Origin of the sequence: Variovorax sp. Sphag1AA (assembly GCF_014192575.1) — a bacterium.
Lineage (GTDB): Bacteria > Pseudomonadota > Gammaproteobacteria > Burkholderiales > Burkholderiaceae_C > Variovorax.
Map to the genome: position 1 here is coordinate 57,480 of NZ_JACHYC010000003.1, position 23,467 is coordinate 80,946.

At 66.3% G+C, this 23,467-nt stretch carries 22 protein-coding genes; 13 read left to right on the forward strand and 9 right to left on the reverse strand.

From position 1 onward, the window contains the following. Positions 1 to 11 precede the first annotated feature (11 nt). A complete protein-coding gene (locus FHW64_RS12090) occupies positions 12 to 1,094 on the forward strand; it encodes a 2,5-dihydroxypyridine 5,6-dioxygenase (RefSeq protein ID WP_184526442.1) in 1,083 nt (360 codons plus the stop codon). Then, positions 1,087 to 1,707, forward strand: coding sequence for an N-carbamoylsarcosine amidohydrolase (locus tag FHW64_RS12095; RefSeq protein ID WP_184526444.1), 621 nt, complete (start codon positions 1,087 to 1,089; stop codon positions 1,705 to 1,707). The genes FHW64_RS12090 and FHW64_RS12095 overlap by 8 nt, the downstream gene beginning before the upstream one ends. 27 nt (positions 1,708 to 1,734) lie before the next feature. On the opposite strand, the gene FHW64_RS12100 is transcribed toward FHW64_RS12095, so the two are convergent. The 3 genes from FHW64_RS12100 to FHW64_RS12110 all read right to left on the reverse strand — a co-directional run bounded on the left by FHW64_RS12100 (position 1,735) and on the right by FHW64_RS12110 (position 5,827). Next, positions 1,735 to 2,322 carry a TetR/AcrR family transcriptional regulator gene (locus tag FHW64_RS12100; protein ID WP_260303780.1) on the reverse strand — a complete coding sequence of 196 codons (588 nt, stop codon included), beginning with the start codon at positions 2,320 to 2,322 and terminating at the stop codon, positions 1,735 to 1,737. 311 nt (positions 2,323 to 2,633) lie between these two features. Further along, complete coding sequence (locus FHW64_RS12105) at positions 2,634 to 4,028, reverse strand: sigma-54 dependent transcriptional regulator (RefSeq protein WP_184527848.1); 1,395 nt, start codon at positions 4,026 to 4,028, stop codon at positions 2,634 to 2,636. Further along, complete coding sequence (locus tag FHW64_RS12110; protein ID WP_184526447.1) at positions 4,025 to 5,827, reverse strand: sensor histidine kinase; 1,803 nt, start codon at positions 5,825 to 5,827, stop codon at positions 4,025 to 4,027. Before FHW64_RS12110 ends, FHW64_RS12105 begins: the two co-directional genes overlap by 4 nt. 132 nt (positions 5,828 to 5,959) lie before the next feature. Here FHW64_RS12110 and FHW64_RS12115 point away from each other — a divergent pair, with 132 nt between their 5' ends. The 3 genes from FHW64_RS12115 to FHW64_RS12125 are packed head-to-tail and all read left to right on the forward strand — an operon-like array spanning position 5,960 to position 8,593. After that, the gene (locus tag FHW64_RS12115; protein WP_184526449.1) at positions 5,960 to 6,604 is read left to right on the forward strand and encodes a DUF4166 domain-containing protein; all 645 of its coding nucleotides are present in this window, start codon (positions 5,960 to 5,962) and stop codon (positions 6,602 to 6,604) included. Beyond that, on the forward strand, positions 6,601 to 8,085 hold the full coding sequence (locus tag FHW64_RS12120) for a TIGR01777 family oxidoreductase (protein ID WP_184526451.1): 1,485 nt from the start codon (positions 6,601 to 6,603) through the stop codon (positions 8,083 to 8,085). The genes FHW64_RS12115 and FHW64_RS12120 overlap by 4 nt, the downstream gene beginning before the upstream one ends. Before the next feature lies 1 nt (position 8,086). After that, complete coding sequence (locus tag FHW64_RS12125) at positions 8,087 to 8,593, forward strand: YdeI/OmpD-associated family protein (protein WP_260303781.1); 507 nt, start codon at positions 8,087 to 8,089, stop codon at positions 8,591 to 8,593. Between the two features lie 26 nt (positions 8,594 to 8,619). Here FHW64_RS12125 and FHW64_RS12130 read toward each other — a convergent pair whose 3' ends face one another. Further along, entirely contained in the window at positions 8,620 to 9,771 is a 1,152-nt protein-coding gene (locus FHW64_RS12130; protein ID WP_184526453.1) for a serine hydrolase, read from the reverse strand. A 249-nt stretch (positions 9,772 to 10,020) separates the two neighbouring features. Between FHW64_RS12130 and FHW64_RS12135 the strand changes: the two genes are divergently transcribed. Then, positions 10,021 to 10,443: a glycine zipper 2TM domain-containing protein gene (locus FHW64_RS12135; protein WP_260303782.1), complete on the forward strand. Its 423-nt coding sequence runs from the start codon at positions 10,021 to 10,023 to the stop codon at positions 10,441 to 10,443. Here FHW64_RS12135 and FHW64_RS12140 read toward each other — a convergent pair. Continuing rightward, entirely contained in the window at positions 10,433 to 11,479 is a 1,047-nt protein-coding gene (locus tag FHW64_RS12140) for a LysR family transcriptional regulator (protein WP_260304415.1), read from the reverse strand. The two genes, FHW64_RS12135 and FHW64_RS12140, sit on opposite strands and share 11 nt — an antisense overlap. Here FHW64_RS12140 and FHW64_RS12145 point away from each other — a divergent pair. The 4 genes from FHW64_RS12145 to FHW64_RS12160 all read left to right on the forward strand — a co-directional run bounded on the left by FHW64_RS12145 (position 11,463) and on the right by FHW64_RS12160 (position 15,830). Continuing rightward, positions 11,463 to 12,773: an MFS transporter gene (locus FHW64_RS12145; protein ID WP_184526459.1), complete on the forward strand. Its 1,311-nt coding sequence runs from the start codon at positions 11,463 to 11,465 to the stop codon at positions 12,771 to 12,773. The genes FHW64_RS12140 and FHW64_RS12145 overlap by 17 nt on opposite strands. After that, positions 12,770 to 13,675 (forward strand): polysaccharide deacetylase family protein, encoded by a 906-nt coding sequence (locus FHW64_RS12150; RefSeq protein ID WP_184526461.1) that lies wholly within the window; start codon positions 12,770 to 12,772, stop codon positions 13,673 to 13,675. Before FHW64_RS12145 ends, FHW64_RS12150 begins: the two co-directional genes overlap by 4 nt. Next, positions 13,675 to 14,310, forward strand: coding sequence for an aspartate/glutamate racemase family protein (locus FHW64_RS12155; protein ID WP_221220705.1), 636 nt, complete (start codon positions 13,675 to 13,677; stop codon positions 14,308 to 14,310). The genes FHW64_RS12150 and FHW64_RS12155 overlap by 1 nt, the downstream gene beginning before the upstream one ends. A 359-nt stretch (positions 14,311 to 14,669) precedes the next feature. Further along, positions 14,670 to 15,830, forward strand: a complete 1,161-nt coding sequence (locus tag FHW64_RS12160; protein WP_184526464.1) for a dipeptidase — start codon at positions 14,670 to 14,672, stop codon at positions 15,828 to 15,830. Between the two features lie 3 nt (positions 15,831 to 15,833). Here FHW64_RS12160 and FHW64_RS12165 read toward each other — a convergent pair whose 3' ends face one another. After that, entirely contained in the window at positions 15,834 to 16,421 is a 588-nt protein-coding gene (locus FHW64_RS12165) for a DUF3237 domain-containing protein (RefSeq protein ID WP_184526466.1), read from the reverse strand. A gap of 216 nt (positions 16,422 to 16,637) precedes the next feature. Here FHW64_RS12165 and FHW64_RS12170 point away from each other — a divergent pair, with 216 nt between their 5' ends. Beyond that, complete coding sequence (locus FHW64_RS12170; protein ID WP_221210316.1) at positions 16,638 to 18,425, forward strand: ATP-binding protein; 1,788 nt, start codon at positions 16,638 to 16,640, stop codon at positions 18,423 to 18,425. Here the strand turns inward: FHW64_RS12170 and FHW64_RS12175 are convergent. Next, complete coding sequence (locus FHW64_RS12175; RefSeq protein WP_184526471.1) at positions 18,401 to 19,771, reverse strand: FAD-binding oxidoreductase; 1,371 nt, start codon at positions 19,769 to 19,771, stop codon at positions 18,401 to 18,403. The two genes, FHW64_RS12170 and FHW64_RS12175, sit on opposite strands and share 25 nt — an antisense overlap. Before the next feature lie 110 nt (positions 19,772 to 19,881). Here FHW64_RS12175 and FHW64_RS12180 point away from each other — a divergent pair, with 110 nt between their 5' ends. Then, positions 19,882 to 20,787: a LysR substrate-binding domain-containing protein gene (locus FHW64_RS12180; protein ID WP_184526473.1), complete on the forward strand. Its 906-nt coding sequence runs from the start codon at positions 19,882 to 19,884 to the stop codon at positions 20,785 to 20,787. A 28-nt stretch (positions 20,788 to 20,815) separates the two neighbouring features. Then, complete coding sequence (locus FHW64_RS12185; protein ID WP_184526475.1) at positions 20,816 to 21,319, forward strand: hypothetical protein; 504 nt, start codon at positions 20,816 to 20,818, stop codon at positions 21,317 to 21,319. 12 nt (positions 21,320 to 21,331) lie between these two features. On the opposite strand, the gene FHW64_RS12190 is transcribed toward FHW64_RS12185, so the two are convergent. Further along, positions 21,332 to 22,735, reverse strand: coding sequence for an ATP-binding protein (locus FHW64_RS12190; RefSeq protein ID WP_184526477.1), 1,404 nt, complete (start codon positions 22,733 to 22,735; stop codon positions 21,332 to 21,334). Further along, entirely contained in the window at positions 22,728 to 23,405 is a 678-nt protein-coding gene (locus tag FHW64_RS12195) for a response regulator transcription factor (RefSeq protein WP_184526479.1), read from the reverse strand. The genes FHW64_RS12190 and FHW64_RS12195 overlap by 8 nt, the downstream gene beginning before the upstream one ends. Positions 23,406 to 23,467: the final 62 nt, after the last annotated feature.

Consider the following 23,467-nt stretch of genomic DNA (forward strand, 5'->3'; position numbering starts at 1 on the left):
GGAGTCTGGCCATGGCCATCTGCGACACCGATCTGATCCGCGCCTGGACCCAGGTGCTCACCCTTTCCAAGCTCAAGGCCGGCGACGCCGTCACCGTGCTGACGAGCGACCACACGCATCCGCAGACTCTGCGCTGCGCGATCACTGCCGCCACCATGATGGGCGCTTGCGTGAGCCGGCTGGATCTTCCCCCAGTCAATGGCGAGAAGGCGCTCAGCCGCGACACGCTCGCCTACCTCGGCACCACGCCGCTCACCGGCAATCGCGCCGCGATCGCCGCGCTCAAGGCCAGTGACCTGGTGCTGGACTTGATGACGCTGCTGTTCTCGCCCGAGCAGCACGAGATCCTCGCCTCCGGCACCAAGATCCTGCTGGCCGTGGAGCCGCCCGAAGTGCTGGCGCGCCTGGTGCCCACGATGGAGGACTACCACCGTGTGCAGGCCGGCGTCGCGCTGCTCAAGGGCAAGCGCGAGATGCACGTCACTTCCGCGGCCGGCACCGACCTGCGCCTCCCGCTGGGCGAGTACCCGATCACGGCGGAGTACGGCTTTGTCGACCAGCCCGGTCGCTGGGACCACTGGCCCAGCGGGTTCGCCTTCACCTGGCCCAACGAGGGCGGGGCGCACGGCCGCATCGTGCTGGCCAAGGGCGATGTGCTGTTGCCCATGAAGAACTACGTCGGCGAGCCCATCACGCTCACGGTGGAGAAGGGCTTCGTCACCGCGATCGAGGGCGATGCCGAGGCCGAGTTGCTGCGCGAATACATCGAGTCCTTCGACGACCCCGAGGCCTATGCCATCTCGCACGTGGGCTGGGGGCTGCAGAAGCGCGCCTTCTGGTCCACGCTCGGCCTGTACGACCGCGAGGCCACGCTGGGCATGGATGCGCGCGCCGTCAGCGGCAACTTCCTGTTCTCGCTCGGCCCCAACAACGAGGCCGGTGGCAACCGCACAACTGCCTGCCACATCGACATCCCGATGCGTCACTGCAATGTTTTCGTGGACGGCCTGCAGGTGGTCAACGACGGCAAGGTGGTGGAGTCGCTGATGAAGCCGGCAAGGACCGACGCAGCGAAGGAGCCAGCCCATGCGTGACGAGTCGCAGGTCTACCAGCGCCAGGGTTTTGGGGCAGGGCTGGGCGTACAACCGCCCATCGGCCTGCTGATCGTGGATTTCGTGAACGGCTTCGCCGACCCCGGCACCTTCGGCGGCGGCAACATCCCGGCCGCGATCGACCGCACCGTGGGACTGCTGGCCACCGCGCGCGAGCAAGGCTGGCCGGTGGCGCACAGCCGCATCGTCTATGCCGACGACGACAGCGACGCCAACATCTTCAGCACCAAGGTGCCCGGCATGCTGGGCCTGAAGGAGCATTCGCCGGCCAGCGCCATCGTGGATGCGCTGGCGCCTGCAGCAGGCGAGCGGGTGGTGCGCAAGAACGTGCCTTCGGCCTTCTTCGGCACCGACCTCGCGCCCTGGCTCACGCAGCGCGGCGTGCGCACGCTGCTGGTGGCCGGCTGCGTCACCAGCGGCTGCGTTCGCGCCAGCGTGGTCGACGCCATGTGCTGGGGCTTCAGGCCGGTCGTTGTGGAGGACTGCGTGGGCGACCGCGCGATCGGCCCGCACGAAGCGAGCCTGTTCGACATGCGGCAGAAGTACGCGGACGTGCTGAGCCTGCAGGCTCTGTACGAGCAGCTGCCGTCCTAGCAGCGGAACCGGACGGCGAAGGCGCCTTCAGGGCGCCTGGAAGCCGCCCACAACGAAGCGCGTCACCTGCTCGATGAGCGCTTCGGTGTCCTCGGGGTCGTACAGGCCCTTGGGTGTCATCTCTTCCATGCGGTGCGTGTCCGAGAAGGCGTAGAGGTACGTGCCGACCATCAGCGTCATGCGCCAGTAGGCATCCAGCTCGCCCAGCTTCGGCAGGGCCAGGCGCAGCGCCTCCACGTAGCGCTGCGTCGACGAGCCGTAGGCATGCGTGCGCAGCTTGTACGAGATCTCAGGCGGCTCGGTGTGCAGCCGGGCCTGCAGACGCAGGAAAGAGCGACCCTGCGGCGTGGAGCGCAGGGCGAGCGTGGGCGAGAGGAAGGCATGCACGATCTCGCGCGCCGTGGGCTTGCCCTTTTCGAGCAGCGTTTCGAGCATGTCGATCCGCTGCTTGGAGATGACCTGGCCGCGGCGCAGGAAGGTCTCCTCGAACAGGCCGTACTTCGAGCCGAAGTAGTAACTGATCAACGCCTGCGTCACGTTGGTGGCAGCGGCGATCTCGCGCAGCGTGGTGCCGGCATAGCCCAGCTCGGCGAACTGCGCTTCGGCGGCATCCATGATTTCCTCGCGGACAGCGCTGGTTCCCTCCGGCCGGCCAGGCTTTCTTTGTTTGATCCGTTTGGTGCGGTGGGGCGTGCCCGTGGTCTCACTCATGAAGAATTAATCGCTCGGCCAATAATGGCAACGGCAGTATATGACTGTCCTTGTCCGCGGATTCGTCCGGTTGCACAAGCCAGCGTGCACGCGACTTGGTCGGGACTTGGGCACCTTAAGTCGCCGATAAGCCTGCGGCTGAGAAAGTCGGCCGCCCAAGCGCGACGGGGAGAGCGACCACCGTCGCTTGTGAAGGGCGCAAAGGCCACCATCGACTACCGATGCTCAGGAGTGGCTTTCAATCCGAGTCGTGCCAGCTTCTTGATGAGACCAACTCGCGAAATGCCGAGGCGGCGCGCAGCCTCCGACTGGTTGCCGCCGCTGGCCGCCAGGGCTTCGGAGATCAGGCGGATTTCCAGTTCAGCGATCGCCGCATCGAGAAAGCCCAGGCCTTCGATTCCGTTCGCTGATGGCGCCGCCGATTCTTCAAGCCCTTGCGTGTCGCCGCCGGCGAGCCGCAGAAGGTCGGCGCCGACATGGGTACTGCCCGGCAGGTTCAGCGCGCCTGCGGCCTCGACCACGGCCCGCAATTGGCGGACATTGCCCGGCCAGGGCTGGGTGCGCAGCCAGGCCAGCGCGTCGGGGCCGATCACGGATTTCGGCGCGACGCGCTGCAGAAAACGCGCCGCGAGCAGCGGCACATCAGTCATGCGCTCAGCCAACGCAGGCGTGCGAAGCACCACGCCCTTGAGGCGGTAGTACAGGTCTTCGCGAAAGCTGCCTTCGCGCACCATCTGTTCGAGGTCGCGATGCGTGGCCGCGACCACGCGTACGTCCGCGTGCTTCGGCGTTCGCCCGCCCACCGGCACGAAGCTGCCTTCCTGCAGGAAGCGCAACAGCTTGACCTGCATCGGCGCGGGCATCTCGCCGACCTCGTCGAGAAAGAGCGTGCCGCCGTGCGCCGTTTCGACGAGCCCGGGCTGGTCGCGGTACGCGCCTGTGAAGCTGCCCTTCAAGTGGCCGAAGAGCTCGCTCTCCAGCAGCTCGGTCGAGAGAGCGCCGCAGTTGATTGCAGCGAAGGGACCATCACCGCGCGTGCTGCACTGGTGGATCGCGCGTGCCGCGAGTTCCTTGCCGGTGCCGGTCGGGCCCAGCACGATCACGCTGACCTGCGTGGGTGCCACGCGCCGGATCATCGCGCGCAAGTTCTGCATCGCGGGCGATTCGCCGATCAGGCCCAGATCCTGGTCGGCGTCGCGTGCGCGCAGGGTCTTGAGTTCGGCGTCGAGGCGGGCCTTGTGCAGCGCCCGCGCGACCACGAAGCCGAGCATGTCGGGATCGATGGGCTTGGTGAGGAAGTCCCATGCGCCGAGCTCCACCGCCTTCAGGTTGAGCTCGCGATCGCCGTGGCCCGACAGCACCACCACCACCGACGGCGCAAGGCGCGGAATCAGCGCGAGGCCGGCTTGCGGGTCCATGCTGGGTGGCATCGCCAGATCGAGCAGCACCACATGCGGCCGATCGGCTTCGAAGGCGGCGATCGCCTCGTCCGCATCGCCGGCCACGCTCACGCGATGGCCGAGATTCGTCAGGAACGAACTGCCCAGCCGCTGGTAGGCCGGTTCGTCGTCCACCAGGAGCACGTGGCCGCGGGTCGCTTGGAAGGTCATGAAGCTGCCGGAAAGGTGAGGGTGAAGCAGGTGTTCCATGGCGGCCGCTCGGCAAGGCGCACCGAGCCGCCATGGGCGGCCATGATGCGGGCCACGATGGCCAAGCCGAGGCCGGTGCCCGCGGGGCTGCGTGACGCGAAGGGCTCGAACAGCCGCTCGCGCAGATCGGCCGGCACGCCCGCGCCGTCGTCGCATACATGCAGGTGCACCTGCGCGCCGTCGCGCTCGGCATCGACTAGCACGCGCCGCACGCCCGGCGCGGCGCGCGCGTTGGACAGCAGGTTGCCGATGGCTTGCGCGAAGCGCATCGGATCGGCGTGCAGCGTCAGCGTTTCATCGAGGCCGCGGCCGATCTCGACCTCGGGCGTGTGGCGAGCCGCCTCGCGCACCTGCAGCGCCGCATCGACCGCGACCGGTCGCACCTGCCAGGGCTTGGCGTAGTCCAGCAGGTCTTCCGCGAGGTGCGAGATGCGGCCGACCTGACCGGCCACCTCGCGCCGCACATCGGGCGGCGTGGTGGCAACCGCCATGGCGATGATATTGAGCGGATTGCGCAGGTCGTGCGCCACGCTCGCCGCAAGCGCGCCGAGTTCGGCGAGGCGGGCTTGCAGCTGCCGCTCGCGCTCGCGTTGCTCGGCCAACGCGGCCTGCTGGAGCCGTCCGCACGCTTCGGTCAGCACGCCGGCGAAGAGCTCGGCCAGATGTCGGGGGCCCGGTGGTGCGGAGTCCCAGCCTCGCAGCGATGTGGCCCAGCCCGTGCCCGATGCGCGGCAGATCAGCATCGGGCTGCCGTCCTCGGTCACGTCGTCCGTTCGGTTGACGCGCACGTCGACGCGCAGGCCGACCCGCTTCGAGAGCAGTTCGGTAGCGGACGATTCGAGCGCTTCCCACGACGGCGCTGCCGCGAGCGCATCGCGCCATGCCTGGAGGTCGGTCGCGCTCGCTGTGCCGCCCGGATAGACGATGCGTTCCGCAATGCGCCGCACCGGCCCGTTGAGCGCGAGGCATACCACTGCCACCGCGGCGCCGCTGAGCCAGCGCGAATCGAGCGGCAGCAGCAGCGTCAGCGGCACGCTGAGCAGTCCGAGCCCGACGAGCAGCGTCCACGCCAGAGCGCGGCGCGCCCAGGCGTTCGCAACGAAGACCTGATAGCGCAGGATGCCGTAGACGAGGATGACCGGATAGGCCGGCATCGCCAGCACCTGCCACGGGTACCAGGGGATGCCGAGTGCGGCGAAGCCGTAGCCCGAGGCGCAGACAAGGCCCCAGCCACAGGACACCGCCACGGCGGCAAGCTGCCGGCGCTCCCGCGCATCGTCGGTCCGCCACAGGCGATACAGAAGTACCGCCACGCCGGCTGCGGCCAGCAGCGCCCAGACCATCGATGCGATCCAGCCTGCGAGGTGAGGCACCAGGACCCACTCCACGCCGGTGAACGCCGGGAAATGGATGAACTCCCCGGGCGGGACGATCCAGGTCAGCAGCATCGTCGCGAGAGCAACACCATAGGCCACGAAGACGCCGGGCCTCAGCCGTTCCTCGAGCCCGCAGAAGCGCACGCTGAAATGCAGGAAGGCGGCCGAAGTCATCGGGATGGTCGCGCCCAGGCGGAGCGCCCACGGCATGGTCGCTGGGCCGAACCAGTTCGGCAGCTCATTGCTGACGATCCATGTCGCAACGCCGAGCAGGAAGACGGTCAACAGACGCGCACCCGGCACTGCCTTGGCCCAATGCCACAGCACGCCGGCGAGGACCAGCGTTTCGATGAGTGACAGGGCCAGGACGATGTGCAGCGCCATTGCTGGGGCTGGACTGTAAACGAGGTTGACAACGGGGCTGCCGGGACTGTCAACCGAGGAGACAGCTGCAGGAAAAAATCCTTTGCCATCAAGCACTTGGCGAGTGGCACGGTCGCTGCGACAGAGAAAGGCATGAAGCACCTTTCCATCACTCCGAACCGCCGCACCGTCGATCGCGCCGGGCCATCGTTGGACTTGCCATCGCTGGTTGGCGACGAAGGTTGGCGTCGTCTTCCTGCCGCGGTCCGACGCCGCTTCGGGCCGGCGCATCGCGACGCCGTCTACGAAGGTGAACTGACGCTGCATTGCTCGCCGATCGGCCGCCTCTTCGCGTGGGCGAGCGGATGGCTCGGCGGGCCGCTGACCGACGAGCGCGGCGATGTGCCTGCGCGTGTTCGCGTCTATGGCAATGGCCTGGGCGGCGTCGTGTGGGAACGCCACTTCGCCATCGCGGGCCGCGACAAGCTGGTGCGCTCGACCAAGATGGCCGATGACCACGGCCGGCTGGTCGAGCGGACTGACGGCGGCCTGTCGATGGCGCTCGATGTCTTCGAGGACGACGGGGCGCTGGTCTTCCAGAGCCGCAGCTACTTCTTCGCCCTCGCGGGTCGGCGGCTGCCGATCCCCGGGATGTTCACGCCGGGCACCTGCCGCGTCGAGCATCACGACCTGGGCAATGGCCGGTTCCGCTTCGTCCTTTCCATGGTCCATCCGTGGTGGGGCACCACCTTTCGCCAATCCGGCGAATTCACCGACCCAGAAGGATCCGACGCATGAACACGATCTTTTCCGTCCTGATGGCGCAGGCGTTGCTTGGCGCTTTCGACAACCTCTGGCATCACGAGCTGGGCGCGCGGCTGCCGCAACGCGCCTCCGCGCGGAAGGAACTCGCGTTGCATGCGGCGCGCGAGGCGATCTACGGCTTGCTCTTCATCGGCCTTGCGTGGTTCGAATGGCGCGGACTGTGGGCACTGTTGCCGGCAGGCCTGCTCTCGACCGAACTGTTCATCACCTGTGCCGACTTCCTCGAGGAAGACCGGACGCGGACGCTGCCGCCGTTGGAGCGCCTGTTGCATACAGTGCTCACGGTGAGCTTCGGCGTTCTGGTCGGACTGCTCGCACCGGTGTTTCTGCGATGGTCCGCCAGCGCGAGCGCCGTGGTGTTCGTCGACCATGGCTTGTGGAGCTGGTGCTTCACGGTGGGCGGCATCGCAGTGTCGATCTGGAGCGTGCGCAACACGCGCGCCGTCAATCGCTGGCGGGCGCAGGAGAAGGAAGAGAGTGGCCGCAGGGCCTTGCCGCGCGAGTCGCGTGCGCCGTCGGCGGTCAACGCGCCCGCAGTGCTCGTCACTGGCGGTACGGGGTTCGTCGGTGCCGCGCTTGTGCGAAACCTGCTTGCCGATGGCCAGCGCGTCATCGTGCTGACCCGCGACGTCCGTCAGGCACGCCGGCTGTTCCAGGATCGCGTATGGGCTGTCGATCGGCTCGAAGACATTCCGTCGGAGACCCGCATCCGTTCCATCGTTCATCTCGCTGGTGCGCCGGTGCTGGGAATGCCGTGGACGGCTGCGCGAAGGAGGGTGTTGATCGAGAGCCGCACACGCACGATGGAGCGACTGCTCGACCTGATGCGCCGGCTCGATGAGGCGCCACGCGCACTGGTCAGCGCATCAGCGGTGGGCTACTACGGACTGCCGCAAGGGCAGCCAACGTTGAACGAAGCGGCGCCACCGGAGCCGCAACGATTCCAGTCGGCGCTTTGCGTGGCGGCCGAGCACGAGGCCCAACGCGCCGAGGCCCTTGGCGTTCGTGTCGTGCGCGTGCGCATGGGCATCGTGCTCGGCCATGGTGGCGGTGCGTTTCCGGGGCTGGACGTTGCCGCACGTCTCGGGCTCGGCGCGCGCATCGGCGATGGACAGCAGCCGGTGCCTTGGGTGCATGTCGACGATGCCGTCGCACTGATGCGCTTCGCGCTGGCGCACGAACACCTGCACGGTCCGGTGAATGCGGTCGCACCGGAAGTCGTCGCCCAGGCGCAGTTCGCGCGCGGAATGGCCGCCGCCCACGGACGCAAGGTCCGGCTGCGCATGCCGGCCTGGATGTTCCAACGCGCGCTTGGGGAGATGTCGGAGTTGCTGACCCAAGGCCAGCGCGTGGCGCCGATCGTGGCGTTGCGGGCGGGCTTCAGGTTTGCCTATCCATCGCTGTCTGCAGCGCTCAGGCATCTCGCCGATGGCAGCCGGGTGGCGGAGCGATAGCATGCGTTCCGCGATGCGGGCTTGCGTCCACATTTCCAATCCTCAGTTCTCCATTCGCATGAGATTCAAATTCCACGCAAAGGTCGTCCCGTCGGGCAACGCGACGGCCGTAGAGGTCCCGAAGGATGGCATTGAGTCGTTCGGCGCAGGCGCGCGACCACCGGTCGCCATCTCCATCAACGGCCACACATGGCGAAGCAGAATCGCCGTGAAGGATGGCAAGTGCCTGGTGGGCATCAGTGCGGCCAATCGACAAGCAAGCAGTATCTCGGAGGGCGATGTCGTCGAAGTTTTCGTAGAGCTCGACGAAGCGCCGAGGACAGTGCCGGAACCGCCAGACCTTGCTGAGGCCCTGAAGAAAAGCAAACACGCCAGAGCAGCCTTTGATGGCTTGCCTTTCGGGCTCAAGCGGAAGCACGTCGCTGCGATCGAGGATGCCAAGTCTCTCGAGACGCGCCAGCGTCGCATCGCCAAACTCGTCAGCGACCTGCAGCAAGGTGCGGTCTAAGCCTCCACTGCTTCAACGCATTGCCTTCAGGCTGCCGGCAAGGCCGCTCCGACCTGCTGGTACACCGCCATCTCGAAGCCGATCAGGGTCTCGACGACCGGCAGGTCGAAGAAGGGCAGCACCTGCGTCATCAGCACGCCGCCAATGCCCTTCGAGCGGTCGATCCAGTAGTAGGTGTTGAAGACGCCGGCCCAGTCACCGGTGCCCGCACTGCGCATGCCGGGCAGGTCGACGAGCGCGAGGTGGAAACCCAGACCCCAACCCTGCGGGAAAGGCGGTGTAGGCACGTCGTTCGACAGGACGGGTACCGTGGACTTCAGCAGCTCCGGCAGCTTGGCTTGACCGAGATGGTTCTGCAGGGCCAACTGCACGGTCTCCGGCTTGAGGATGCCCTTGCCGTCGTTGAGCCAGGCTTGCACGAAGCGTCCATAGTCCTGCACCGTGCCGTAGGAGCCGTGGCCTGCTGCATCCCACTCGGAGGTCGCCGGCAAGTCGAGCGGCGAGGGCGCGAGGCTGCCATCGGCCTGCCGTTGCATCACGCGAAGCAGCCGCGCGCGCTGCTCGGAATTCGGCGTGAAGGTGGAGTCGGTCATCCCGAGCGGTCCGTAGACATGCTCCTGCAGGTATGCGGCCAGGGTCTTGCCGGACAGCTTCTCGACCACGAGCCCCAGCCAGTCGGTGTTGACGCCGTACGCCCAGACTGTCCCCGGGTCATTGGCGAGCGGCACGGACAGGCTGCGCCTGAATCCCGACAGGACATTGGGCTCGCCCGTCACCTCGTGGTAGCGCAACAGTTTCTCGTCGAGGAAGAAGTAGCCGAAGCCACCGGTGTGCGTCATCAACTGCCGCACCGTCGCCTTGCTGGCAGGAGGGCGCAGCCGCGGCTTGTCGCCATCGAAACCGTCGAGCACTTGCAGCCGACCGAACTCCGGAAGGATCGACTCGACGGTGGCGTCAAGGCCCAGCAGCCCCTGCTCCACGAGCTGAAGGGCCGCCGTAGTGGCAACCGCCTTGGTCATCGAGGCGTTTCGAAACATCGTGTTCGCGGAGGCCTCGCCGGCCGCGTGGTGGAACACGGGACCGTTGCGGTCCACCACCAGGGCCGATACGCCGTGCAGCGCGCCTTTCGAGACAGCGCCGTCCAGAAGCGCCTTGATCGCCGAACCGTCAAAGGACATGGTCGTCTCCTTCATTCGAGTTGGGATCCATGCACGGCATCGATCCGGCACGGTCGCGCCATTCTGCGCCAGGCGCGAATTCCCGGTAGCGATGGCCGATGGAGCTTTTTTCGCCGCACTTCGATGCGCTTGCGTGCTTTGCGACGCTGGTGCAGCATGCTCGGCGAGCAACTCGGCTCAGGCATCAGTTGGAAGGCCCGCGGGCCTCCAGCGCATTTCTCAACAGCATCGAAGATGAAGGGAGGCTTCATGGCATCGAGTTTCACTTTCCGGGCGCGGTGGGCGGCTGCATGCCTGCTCGCGACAACACTGGGCGCGGCGCACGCGCAGAGTACCGCCGGCGGCTGCTCCGTCTGCGGCACCGTCGAGTCCGTGAACCGTGTGCAAGCCACGGGATCCACATCGGGCGTTGGCGCAGTGGCCGGTGGCGTGGTGGGCGGCGTCGTGGGCAATCAGGTCGGAAGCGGGAGAGGTCGCACGCTCGCCACCGTCGCCGGCGCGGCTGGCGGCACCATGGCGGGCAATGCTGTCGAAAGGAACCGCAACACGCACGCTGTCTACAGCATCAACGTGCGTATGCAGGACGGGTCGCTGCGCACGGTCGAGTCCGGCAGTTCATTCGCCGTCGGCCAACCGGTGACGGTCAAGGGGAATTCGATCTTCAGGAACTGAGGCGATTGGCCCCATCGGCCGCCTCATCGGGCAAACCGCGGTTGGAGCGCACGAAGGCCTGCATGTGCTGCAGAAAGGCACTGGCAGCAGGTGTGAGCTCCGCATCGCTCCGCGAGTAGACGCCCATCTCACGTTTGACGGTCGGGCGAACCAGCATGCGTGCCTGCACGCCGGCGCGGCGCGAGAGTTGACGGACGTTGACTGGAAGCGCTGCGACGCCCATGCCTGCAGCGACCATGCTGATCACTGTGGAAGAGAAGGTCGCCTCATAGGCAGGGACTGGCTTGATGCCCGCTGATTCGAACGCGGCATCGGCAAGCGCTCGCGAGGGACTTTGCTCGGACAGGCAGATCAAGGGTTGCTGTGCCAGTTCGCGCCACGTGACCGAACCGCGCTTTGCCAATGGATGGCCGTCGGGCATCAGCGCGACGAGGTGGTCCTGATAGAGCGTCACCTCTGAGAGGCCTGGTTCACCTTCGATGAGGGTCCCGACACCCAGGTCGACCTCCCCACGGCGCACCTGATCGCGGATGGTCTCCTCGAAACCATCCTTGAGGATGCACTGGATACCGGGGTGGCGTTGCCGGAAGGACTGGATGACCCACGGCAGCAATGTCGCCGCGACCACGATGGACGCTGCCACCGTCACCCTGCCGCGCTTGACCTGGGCAAGTGCACGGGAGCCGGCGACAGCAGCCTCCAGATCGTCGAGCGCCTTTCGGGCCAGCGGCCGGAACTCGGCGCCCGCCTCAGTCAACTGCACCACGCGTGTGCTGCGGTAGAAGAGCCGCAGCCCGATCTGGTCTTCGAGCTCCTTGACCAGGGTCGACAAAGCTGAGTTGGAGACATGCATTCGCTCGGCAGCGCGCGTGAAGGCGCCGGTATCGGCCACCGCGAGAAACGCCTTGATCTGCCTCAACGTAATGTTCATGTTTGGCGAATAGTCGTTCTGATCATTCTGATTGTCGAAGCATTGATGCGGTGCTGCAATGGCGACACATTTCGACCAGGAGCCCCTCATGACAGCTTCCGCCATCGCCACTCCAGCCGGACATGCCGTAGAGCGACCGGCGCGTTCGACCAGCCCTCGGCGCGTCGCCGCCGCGAGCCTCGTCGGCACGACACTGGAGTTCTACGACCACTTCATCTTCGGCACCGCCGCAGCGCTGGTGTTTCCGAAGCTGTTCTTCCCGCAGACCGACCCCTTCATGGCGACCATCCTGTCGCTGCTCTCCTACGGCATTGCTTTCGTGGCACGGCCGGTGGGCGCCGCGATCTTCGGTTCGCTGGGAGACAAGATCGGCCGTCGCTTCGTGCTGGTATCGACCCTGCTGATCATGGGTCTGTCCACCTTCCTGATCGGCCTGCTTCCTACCTACCCGCAGGTCGGACTGCTGGCCCCCTTGATGCTCGCGACCTTGCGTTTCGCGCAAGGCCTTGCGCTCGGCGGCGAGTGGGGCGGCGCGGCGCTGATGGTCAACGAGTTCGATACCACCGGCCGCCGCCGAGGCTTCTACGGAAGCCTCGTACAAGTGGCGAGTCCGATCGGCGTGTTGATTGCCAATGCCATGTTCGGCTTCATGAACACCATCACCAACGACGCCGAGTTCATGGACTGGGGATGGCGTGTGCCTTTCCTCGCCAGCATCTTCCTGGTGGCCATCGGTTACTTCATTCGCCGCACCGTGTCCGAATCACCGGTTTTCCAGAGCCTGGAGCACGGCTCGCAAAAGGCCGAAGCACCCCTGATGGAGACGCTTCGTCATCACTGGCGCCAGGTGCTGCTCGCCATCGGCGTGCGTGCCGGCGAAGGCATCATCTGGTACGTCTTCTCGCTGCTGTTGCTGATCTACGTGCCGACCCGCCTGGGCCTGCCGCGCCAGGTCGCCTTGAATGCCGTGCTGTGGGGCGCAGCCGTCGGTGTGGTCGCGATCCCGCTCTTTGGTGCCTTGTCGGATCGCTTCGGGCGCAAGTTCATGCTGCTGGCAGGTGTGGTCGCCTCGATCATCTGGTCCTTCGCCTACTTCCCGCTGCTCGAGACCCGCATCCCGTCGCTCGTCATCGTGGCGTCCGTGATCGGCATGATCTGCCAGGCCTCTTTGTGGGCGCCCCTGGCCGCCTTCATCCCGGACATGTTCGAGTCCAAGGTGCGATGCACTGGCGCGTCGCTGGGCTTCCAGCTGGCAGGCGTCTTCGGAGGCGCCCTGGCGCCGAGCATCTGCATCTGGCTGCTCGAGCGCTTCGACAACCCGCTCTACATCTCCTTCTACTGCACGATCGGCCTGGCCCTGATCGCCCTGTGCGTGTCGAAGGCGAGGACGCAGCGATGAACGCACCTGCAAGGGACTTCGTCGGCTACGGCCGCAATCGTCCCGACTTCGAATGGCCGGGCGGCCGGCGGGTCGCCGTCAGCGTGGTGGTCAACTACGAGGAAGGCGGCGAGAACTGCGTGTTGGATGGCGACGCGCACTCCGAGGTGCTCAACAGCGACGTTGCAGGTGCGGTCGCCCGGGCCGGACGCCGCAATCTGGTGGTCGAGTCGCACTACGAGTATGGAAGCCGCGTCGGTCACTGGCGCATCCTCGACCTGCTGCAGGAGTGCAAGATCCCCGCTACTTACTTCGCGGTGTCCAGCGCACTGGAAAAGCATCCCGAGGCGGCGCGTTCGATCGTCCGGTCCGGACACGAGGTGGTGTCTCACGGCGCGCGCTGGATCGACTACGACGGCATCCCCGAAGCCACCGAGCGTGAGCACATGGTCCAGTCGCTCGATGTGCTGGAGCGCCTCTGCGGGCAGCGTCCGGTGGGTTGGTACACCGGACGGGTCAGCGCCAACACTCGTGCGCTCGCGGCGGAGCAGGGGCTCATGTACGACAGCGACGCCTACAACGACGACCTGCCTTTCTGGACGGACGTCGGCGGTCGCGCGCATCTGATCGTGCCTTACAGCTTCGACTGCAACGACATGCGCTTCGCGTCGGCGCCTGGCTTCAACACGCCGGACGATTTCACCGACCACCTGCGCCGCACGCTTGCCTGCCTGCGTCGCGAGGCCGGTCGTCGCCCAGCCATGATGTCCATCGGCCTGCACCTGCGCCTGGCAGGCCGGCCGGGCCGCGCCGAGGCGCTGCGCGAATTCCTGATGGAAGCATCGGAGTTCCCTGATGTGTGGTTTTGCCGCCGGCGCGACATCGCCGACTTCTGGTGCAGGAAGTTTCCTGCTGGCCGATGATGAGAACGCTGTTTCTCAACCCCAACTCCAGCGACCAGATCACCGCCACGTTGCGCCGCCATATCAGCCGCTGTGGCTGGCCCGTCGAGCAGTGGGACGTTGCAAAGGTCGAAGGCGCACCGAGGATCATCGGCTCCGCGACGGACAACGAGCAAGCGGCGCAAGCCCTCGATCGAAGCCTTCAGTCACTGTGTGCAGGCTTCGACCGGGTGGTGATGATGTCTTCGGTGGACACGGGCTACGACATCGCCCGAAGGCACCTGAGAGATGCGGCATTCGGCTTTACTCGCAGCGTGCTCGCGCAGCGCGCCAGACTCGGGCAGAAGCTGCAGGTCATCACTTTCGACGCCGACATGACTGCGCTGTACGAGCAAGCATTTGAGGCAACCGGTCATGCCGCGGTCGTCTCGAACTGGGAAGTGCTGGACACGACTCCGTCGGACGTCGCAAGGAACCCGAACGCTGCACTCGAACGGGTGCGCGGTCTTTGCAGCGAGCTGTCGTTCGCATCGGAACATCCGATCTTCGTGGTGGGCGCGGTCGGACTCGACCTTGCCGCCAGCTTGCGCCAGGACGGCATGGAACGTTTGATCGATCCGGTGTCCGACCTCCTGGCCTGGTTGGGTGACGCGTAGCCCAACCCGCGAGATCCCTTCCGATGTGGATTCGCTCGCGGCGCCTTGGCGGTATGGTCTGTGCGACTCGACAAGGGAGCTCGCACGAAAAACATTCTCTCCAGAAGCGTCGCGCTGACGGCATTCGTCCTTCTTGGCATGACCGCACTGCCCGTGCAGGCGCAGTGTGCGGCGCCGAAGAACGTCAGCGGAGTGTGGAAGGCAAATGATGGAGGCACATATCACCTTCATCGGATCGGCGACACCATCTGGTGGGTCGGAATGAGCGCAGTAGAGCAGCTTCCGCGGCGGCTGCTTTGCGTTGAACCGCCAGTGCTAAGCTCCCGCGCTTTCGGCGTCGTCGCTGGCGCCGGTCTTCCATGCGCAAGTTTCTCTTCGCGCTCGCGGTCCTCGTTCTCGTCGCCGCCGCGGCGTTCTTCTTCTACCTGCCCAAGCGGATCGATGCCGGAATGAACGGTGTGGCGATGAAGCCACCCTACACCGCCAGCGACCGGGCTCGCGCATTGCACCAACGACTCTTCGTCGCGGACTTGCACGACGATGCGTTCCTGTGGTCGCGCGACTTGCTGGAGCGCCATGACTACGGCCATGTCGATCTGCCTAGGCTCGAAGATGGCAGCGTGGGGCTTCAGGTATTCGCAACCGTCACCAAGTCACCGCGCGGGCAGAACTTCGACAGCAATCCTTCCGACACCGACACCATCACCGCACTGGCCATTGCGCAGCGCTGGCCGCCTCGCACCTGGAACAGCCTGCTGGAGCGTGCCCTCTACCAGAGTGAGAGGCTGCATGCCGCGGCTGCCGCCAGCGGTGGGCGCATGCAGGTGGTGCACACGCGCGCCGAGTTGAGCGACGTACTGAAGGATGCGCGTCCGGTCGGCGGACGCATGGCTGCGGTGCTAGCGACCGAAGGCCTGCATCCGCTGGAAGGCCGCATCGAGAACGTCGACCGCATGTACGACGCGGGCTTTCGGATCATGGGGCTGACGCACTTCTTCGACAACGAGATCGGCGGCTCGGCGCATGGACTGACCAAGGGCGGCCTGACGCCGCTGGGCAAGCAGGTGGTCAAGCGCCTCGAAGAGAAGAAGATGATCGTGGACCTGGCGCATGCCTCGCCGCGCGTGATCGACGATGTGCTGGCGCAGGCCACGCGCCCGGTGATCGTCTCGCATACCGGTGTGCAGGGCACCTGTCCCGGCCCGCGCAATCTGAGCGACAAGCACATCCGCGGCATCGCCGCGACCGGGGGTCTGATCGGCATCGGCTACTTCAACGGTGCGGTCTGTGCACTCGACATCCCGGCCATCGTGAAGGCCATGCGCTACACGGCGGACTTGGTGGGTGTTCAGCACGTGGCGCTGGGCTCGGACTTTGACGGTGCGACGCGAACCGCCATCGACACCACCGGCCTGGTGCTGATCACTCAAGCACTGCTGGATGCGCACTTCACCGACGATGAAGTGGTCGCCATCATGGGCGGGAACGTGCGCCGCCTGCTGCTGCAACTGTTGCCGTGAGTACTAGAGAACCTTGAAGGCCCGAATGACCACTGCGGCGCGCTGAGGGCGCAAGCTGTTCAGCGTGCCGACGTAGACGAAGTCGTTGAGCCACCCGTAGCGGCCCTCGGGCGCTGTCAGTTCGATGTTCGAGTAGACGTACGGCGGCGCATCCTTGGGTCGGCGCGAAAGCACGCGGTTGCGCACGGAGATGATCACGCCGTCTTCCGTCTGCAGCTCATAGATCGCATCGAGCGCGACCGACCCGTCGCGGCGTACCAGTTGCCTGTCTGCGCCGCCGGGTACCACGATGCCACGCAGGCCGGGTCCCTCGAAGGTCCCTCCCGTGATCGGCACCATGCGGCGCTCGCCGAAAGGTGACATGCCCAGTTGCACTGTCGGCGCGAGGTCGACGACCGATTCATAGACGAACTCCGTCTTCGGCACGACCATCGGGATCGTGGCTGTGGTGGCCGTCGCAGGAAGGGCGGAAGGGGCAGCATCCGCCGCGTGTGCTGCCCCTGTGCCTGCGCCCGCGGCCATGCCGATGATGAGGATGTTTCGGCGCGAGGGCTTCCAGGGGGAAGAGGGCAGGTCGAGTGGGGAAGGCATTCTTGTCTCCGTTGAGTGAGGGTCCGATTAAGGTTATGCGTCATAACCATCACAAGGGGCAATGATCGGCGCCGCCGTGGTTCGCAGGCGTAAGGATTTGTTGCTAAAGTCGCCCGCGCAATGCGTCGACAACTAAGAGCGCTGCAGTGGCGCCTGTTCACACTGATATTGGCGGTTCTCGGACTTGGGTGGGGCGCTTCCGCGCACGCCCTGACGGTGATCGAGGAAGCAGCGCTCACCCTGACCCGGCACGGCGACGCGCCCGTCGAGGCGCAGAAGCCCCAGACCGTGACCTTGCCCTATCACTGGGATCAGCGACAAGGCGCGGTCGATGGCGAAGCGCGATTTGCGTTCGACGTTCCCGTGGCGAACCCAGGCGAGCCGGTGGCGCTGTTCGTGCCTCGTGTGGGCAACAGCTTCCGGGTGCTGGTCGACGGCCAGGAACTGGCGCGCTTCGGCGCGATCCCGCCGGGGCCCTACGACGATGCTGCCTTCGCGCCTCAGTATTTCGAGCTGCCTCCCTCGCGCTCGGCGTCACCGCAGCGCGTCGAAGTGATCATCGCGGCGCAGGCAGCGCGTCAGGGCGGGTTGTCGCCGATCGTCGCGGGCAGCGTGGACGAGATTCGTCCACTGTATGAGCGCGCCGAGTTCTGGCAGATCAGTGGCGGGCGCTTCATCGCCATAGTGAGCGGCGTGCTGGGCACGCTGTCGCTGCTGGTGTGGCTGCGCCAGCGCGAATCCATCTACCTCTACTACGGGCTGGGCGAGCTCCTGTGGTCCGTGCAGACGGTGCGCGTGCTGTTCACGCACGCGCCGCTGCCCTGGCCCTGGTGGGGCGTGGTGCCGCTTGCGGCCTTCCAGGCTGCGATACCGCTGCTGTGTCGCTTCGCGCTGGCCGTGGTCGGGCGGGACGATACCCGGCTGGCGCGCTTCCTGGGCCTGATGGCGTGGTGCGCACCGATCGCGGCCGCGCTGGGCATCATGGTCCCGTGGTTGTGGGTGATGCCGCTGTGGCATGTGCTCAACCTCCTCGTCGGGCTGGGAATGATGGTCACCGTGTTGCGCGTGGCACGCCGCAGTGCCGTGCTGGAGCATCGCGTGCTCGCCGTCGCGGTGGTGCTGGTCGTGCTGTGCGGGGCGCGCGACACCTGGGTGATGCACTCGTCGCCGCAGGCCTACGAGATGGTGCCGTGGATCCGCTTCGCCTGGGTTGGCTTCGCGATCTCGTTGGGCTGGGTGATCGCCGAACGCATGCGCAAGGACGCTCGGACGATGGCGGGAATGAACGCTTCGCTGGAGGCGCAGCTTGTGGAACGCAACGCAGCCCTGGAGGCCGCATTTGCGCGGGAACGAGACGGCGAGAAGGCGCGCGGTGCGCTGGAGGAGCGTCAGCGCGTGATGCGGGACCTCCACGATGGCCTCGGCGCGCAACTCGTCGGTCTTCTGCGGATGGCCCAGCAGCCCGCAACGGCTCGCGAGGATGTCACGCAGCATCTGCGCGATGCCGTGGATCAGCTCAAGCTGACGGTGGACGCCATGCATGACGGCGAGGGCGATGTGGCTTCCGCCCTGGGCACCGTGCGCTACCGTCTTGCGCCGCGCCTGGAGGCCGCGGGCATCGATCTGCATTGGGATGTGAATCCTCTGCCGACGATGCCAGGCTGGAGTGTTCGCGAGTCGCACCAGATGCAGATGCTGCTGTTCGAGGCGTTCTCGAACATGATGACTCACTCAGGGGCAACGAGGGCTGACCTGAGGGCGCGATTGATGCCCGCCGGAGGTGCGGCGGGCGATGTCATCGAGGTCGAGCTCCTCGACAACGGCCGCGGCTTCGATACGAACGTCGTCTCGGCCGGCAGGGGGCTGGCGAACATGCGCACCCGCGCTGCTGCGCTGGGTGCCACGCTCACGATCCGCTCGCGGCCCGGCGAGACTTGCCTGCACTTGCGCCTGCCGGTGCCGGCGCAACCGGCCGCCAATCAGGCCGTCGGCCTGACGTTCTGATTGAGGCGGAAGAAATTGGTCGGGTCGTATTTGTTCTTCAGCGCGACGAGCCGCGCATAGTTCTCGCCATAGGCCGCACGGACGCGATCCTCGCCCTCATCGCCAAGGTTGTTGGCGTAGACGCCGCCGGTGGAGTACGGGCTGACGGCGCTCCACAGCTCGCGTGCCCATTGGATGTTGGCCTGGTCGTCAGCCGGACTGTCCCAGACAGCGAGAGGGAAGCAGTCGTACAGCGCGTCGCGATTCGCATAGGGGGACTCGGAAGACGGGACGCGGGCGATTGCGCCGCCAACCTGCTGGAAGACCAGCAGCGCGGACGGCGACGGCGCCTTCGGGTAGACCTCCAGAATCGCGTCGATGGCGCCGTCGCTGATCTCGCGAAGGAACTGCGCCTTCCAGTAGTAGCGACGTCCGCGCGGAAAGAGCGTGTCGCCGGCAGACTGGATCTGCAGGTAGGGGCGTGGTTCGAGGCTGCTCTCGATGGGCGAACCGAACTTCAGGAGCGGTTCGAGGGCATCCCGGCCGGCTTCGGGATGGCCGATGTAGCAGGCCGTGATGTTGAAGGCTCGTTCGCCCGTCGGAAGAGTGATGAGGCCCGCGTCGACACTGAGTTCGTCGGCGGCCCTGCGGGAGAACTCATGGAAGAACTTGATCGCACCGCGAGCGTGGTCGTAGCGATGAAGGACTGAGCCGACCAGCAGATTGGGGCCGACGGCATGAAGTTGGTATTCAAACGCCGTGACGATGCCGAAGTTGCCGCCCCCGCCTCGCAATCCCCAGAACAGGTCGGCGTGTTCGGAGGCGCTGGTGTGCAGCAGACGACCATCGGCGGTCACGACGTCTGCAGCGATGAGGTTGTCGCAGGTCAGCCCGTACTTGCGGCCGAGCTTGCCGAAACCACCGCCGAGCGTCAGCCCGGCAATGCCGGTGTCGCTGTTGACGCCCATCGTCGTTGCCAGGCCGTGAGCCTGCGTCGCCGTATCGAATTCGCCGAGGCTGAGACCTGCCTCGGCTCGTGCGACGCGGTGCACGGGATCCACCTCGATTGCCTTCATGCGGGACAGGTCGATGACGATTCCGTCGTCGCAGACCGAAAGCCCTGCGACGTTGTGGCCGCCGCTTCGAACGGCAACCTGACGGTTCGTGGCGCGGGCGAAGCGCACGGTCTCGATGACGTCGTCGGCATGGGTGCAATAGACGATCGCTGCAGGTCGCTTGTCGACCGCTCCGTTCCAGACCTTGCGGGCCTCGTCGTAGCCGGTGTCCAAGGGCTGGACGAGCTTGCCCCTCAGATGCTGCAGGAGCCGATCAATCGCCGGCGCGTCCGTTTGTCGCTTCGCGTCCATCGATGTTGCCCTCCGTTCTTGGCGGACTGGATGCTCTCACGCTGGGGAACGCCGCCGCAAACTCGAAGATCTCAGGTGTCGGATGAGAAGAATTCATCTAGAGTGCCCGCATGAGAAAGCTCCCGCCGCTCCGCGCGCTGCACGCCTTCGAGGCCGCTGCGCGACATGGCAGCTTCAAGGCTGCAGCGGAGGAACTGAGCGTCACGCCGACCGCGATCAGCCACCAGATCCGCCTGCTGGAAGAGACCTGCGGTCGGCCGTTGTTCCAGCGGCGTCCGCGACCCCTTGTACTGACGAGTGCGGGCGCAAGGCTGTTTCCGGCTCTGCGCGATGGCTTCGATGTCCTTGCCGGCGCAGTTGCTGCGCTGTCGGAACCCGAGGCACACCCACCCTTGCGAGTCACGAGTCCAAGCGCCTTCGCAAGTCGATGGCTGGTGCCGCGTCTGCCGAAGTGGCGCGAAGCCAACCCCATGCAGCCCCTGGAGATCATCGGGACAGACGCTGTGCTCGACCTCCGCTCCGGCGCTGCCGACGTGGCGATCCGCTACGCGCGCAGGCCGCCAGTCGACTTTGCCGCGCACGAGATCTGTCGCGACACGTTCTTTCCGGTGTGCAGTCCGGGCCTGCTGGCGAACGATGGCGGAGCCATCCAGCGCGTGGCCGATCTTCTGCGTCTGCCGTTGATCCATTTCGACTGGATGAGCCGCGACCCGGACGCCCCCACGTGGAGGCAGTGGCTGACGGTGGCGCGCTCCATCGATCCCGACCTGGACACCGACAGGGCCTGGGACCTGAGCTTTCGCGAAGAGATCCATGCGATCGATGCCGTCGTCGCCGGGCAGGGGGTCGCGATCTGCAGCGACATCGTCGTCAGCCGGGAGTTGAACAGCGGGGCCCTCGTCAAGGCGCATCCGCTGGCGCTGCCCGGCTATGGCTTCTACGTACTCTCGATACCGCACAGTTCGCGGGCCGCGACGATCGAACTGTTCTCGAACTGGATGAGGTCCGTCATTTGAGTGGCCGCATGAGAAGGAGAATGCGCTGATGGAAGAAATCAAAGGCGCCGAATCGATGCCGCAGGTGCAGACCGCGAATACGAAGATCTGGGCGTGGCTCTTTGCCATCGCGGGTCTCCTGGTGGCTGCCGGCCTCGTCTGGGCGAGCGATTGGATCACCATGCAGAACGAGCGAACGATCTACACGGTCGATTGCGCGGGCGGGGCGTGGCAGGGAAGGCGCTGCAACGGAAGGCTCAAGGCGGGCGATCGATATCGATTCCGCGCGCTGCGGGCACGTGGCGAAGTGCTCTTCTGGGTCGTCGGCAGCGGAGAGCCGTCAGGCAAGCTGGCACCCTGCGCGATCACCAGCGGCCGGAACTGGACCTGCAAGACGGGTCCGGATGCCGCGCACTCGATCACGCTTCAGATGTCGATGGGCCGGGCCGTCATCAGCAGCGACGGCGCGACCAAGTCGATTCACGCGGTTCCGAAGTGGCGCTGGTATCTGCTTCGCTGGGGCATCGCTGTGGGCCACTCTGCAGAGAACTGAAAGGCCCTACCTTCAGGTTCCATCAGCCGGTAGCCGCATCGTGAAGAGGGCGCCGCCGCCCGGCAGGTTGGAGGCCTCGATCTGTCCGCCATGGGCGTTCATCATGGCCTGGGAGAGAGCCAGTCCGAGGCCGACGCCGGGCGCTCCGTCCCGGCGAGCCGCGGACCCGCGGAAGAACCGGTCGAAGAGGCGAGACATCTCGCCTTCGCGGAGCCCGGGGCCGGCATCGGCGACGCTCATCAGGGCTTCCTCGCCTTCCTTCGCGATCCGCACGGTCACTCTCCCGCCGGGCGACGAGAACTTGAGCGCGTTGTCCAGCAAGTTGGCCAGCACGAGGTCTGCCGGACCGCGGCCGATGTGTGCAACGACCGGCACGGGTGCGTCGACCACCAGCGCAACCTGCCGCTCGCGCGCCCTGGATTCGAGACGCTGGACTGCGGCCTCTGCCAGTTGGTTCAGCGTGACGGACTCGGCCGGAATGTGTTCCTGCCCGGTGTCCAGTCGCGCCAGGAGAAGCAGTTCTTCGACGAGCAACGTCAGTCGCTCGACTTCTTCCATGCAGGAGTTCAGCGTCTCGACGTAGACCTCGGGGTCGCGCGGCCTGCGCAGCGCCAGTTCGAGTTCGGTACGCAGCCGCGACAGCGGAGAACGCAACTCGTGGGACGCATCGGCAGTGAAGTGGTACTGCGCGTCGAAGGCGTGCTGCAGCCGTTCGAGCATGTCGTTGAGCGTGTCCACCAGGCGACCGATCTCATCGTTCGTTCCCGGATGGGGCAAGCGCTTGTCGAGGCTCGTCTCGCCGATGCGTCGGGCCTGCTGCACGACGTTGCCGATGGCCGCGAACACGCGTCCCGTCATCAGGGCGCCCGCCCAACCCACGGTCACGGCCAGGGCCACGCCCAGCGCGATGAAGAGCGCGCTGGCGGCTTCGACCACATTGTTGACGTCGTCGAGCGAGCCTGCGACCTGCACGGCACGCAGTACCTCGGTGCCTTGTATCGCGGGTACCGACACCATGCGCACAGGCTCTTCGCCGAAGTTCGACAAGGTCTCGAACACGGTTTCACCGGACCGAAGACGCTCCAGCAGGGCCGGGGGCGTAGGCAGGCGCGCGCTGCCAAGGTTGGAGCTGCGCGCCAGCGCCTCTCCCTGCACATCGACGATCTGCACCAGGCGATCCAGTCGCGCGAAAGAAGGTGCGCCCGTTCCGGGAGGCGCCTCGTGCACATGCGGCGGCTGCGAGGCGGACTCTTCGAGCATGGCAACTTCGGTGTCGGCGAGTGCGAGCAGGGCGGCGTCGAGCTGCCCGTGCACTGCGCGCGACAGTCCCCAGTACGCACTCAGCGCGCCGATGCCGAGCACCGTCACGATGACCACCAGATGCACCAGCGCGAGCCGCCGGCGGAAGCTAAGCACCGTCGACCTCCAGGCGGAAGCCGCGCCCGCGCACGGTGTGGATGAGGGGGGTGAGGCCCGGCGCATCGACCTTGCGGCGCAGGTTGCTGATGTGCACGTCGATCAGGTTGTCGATCGCGATCAGCTCGGCCTTCCATACCTGTTCCGCAAGCCGCGAGCGCCCGACCACTTCGCCGGCGTTGCGCATCAGGATCTCGAGGATCGCGTATTCCTTGCGCGTGAGGTCGAGGCCGGCACCGTCTCGCGTGACCTGCTGGGCCATGGGGTCGAGCCGAAGGTCCGCGACGGTGAGCACCGGTGGCCGCGTGAGCTCGGAGCGGCGCAGCAGCGCGCGCACACGCGCCAGCAGCTCTTCGAACGCGAAGGGTTTGACCAGGTAGTCGTCCGCGCCGATGTTCAGCCCCACCACGCGATCCGACAGGCTGTCGCGTGCCGTGAGCATCAAGATCGGCGTCTGCACGCCGCGAGTGCGCAACGCCTGGCACAGCGCTGTGCCATCGCGGTCGGGCAGCATCCAGTCGAGCACGATGAGGTCGTGTTCGACGGCAGCGATGAGTTGGTCGCCTTCCTCGGCGGTGAAGGCAAGGTCGATCACGAAGCCTTCTTCACCAAGGCCTCGGGAAAGCAGGGCGGCCGCCTTGCGGTCGTCGTCGACAAGCAGAATTCTCATGAGCGCGGGGCACAGTTTCTCGCAGTTCAGCGGGGTCCGATGAGCCGGCGGGCTTCCTGAAG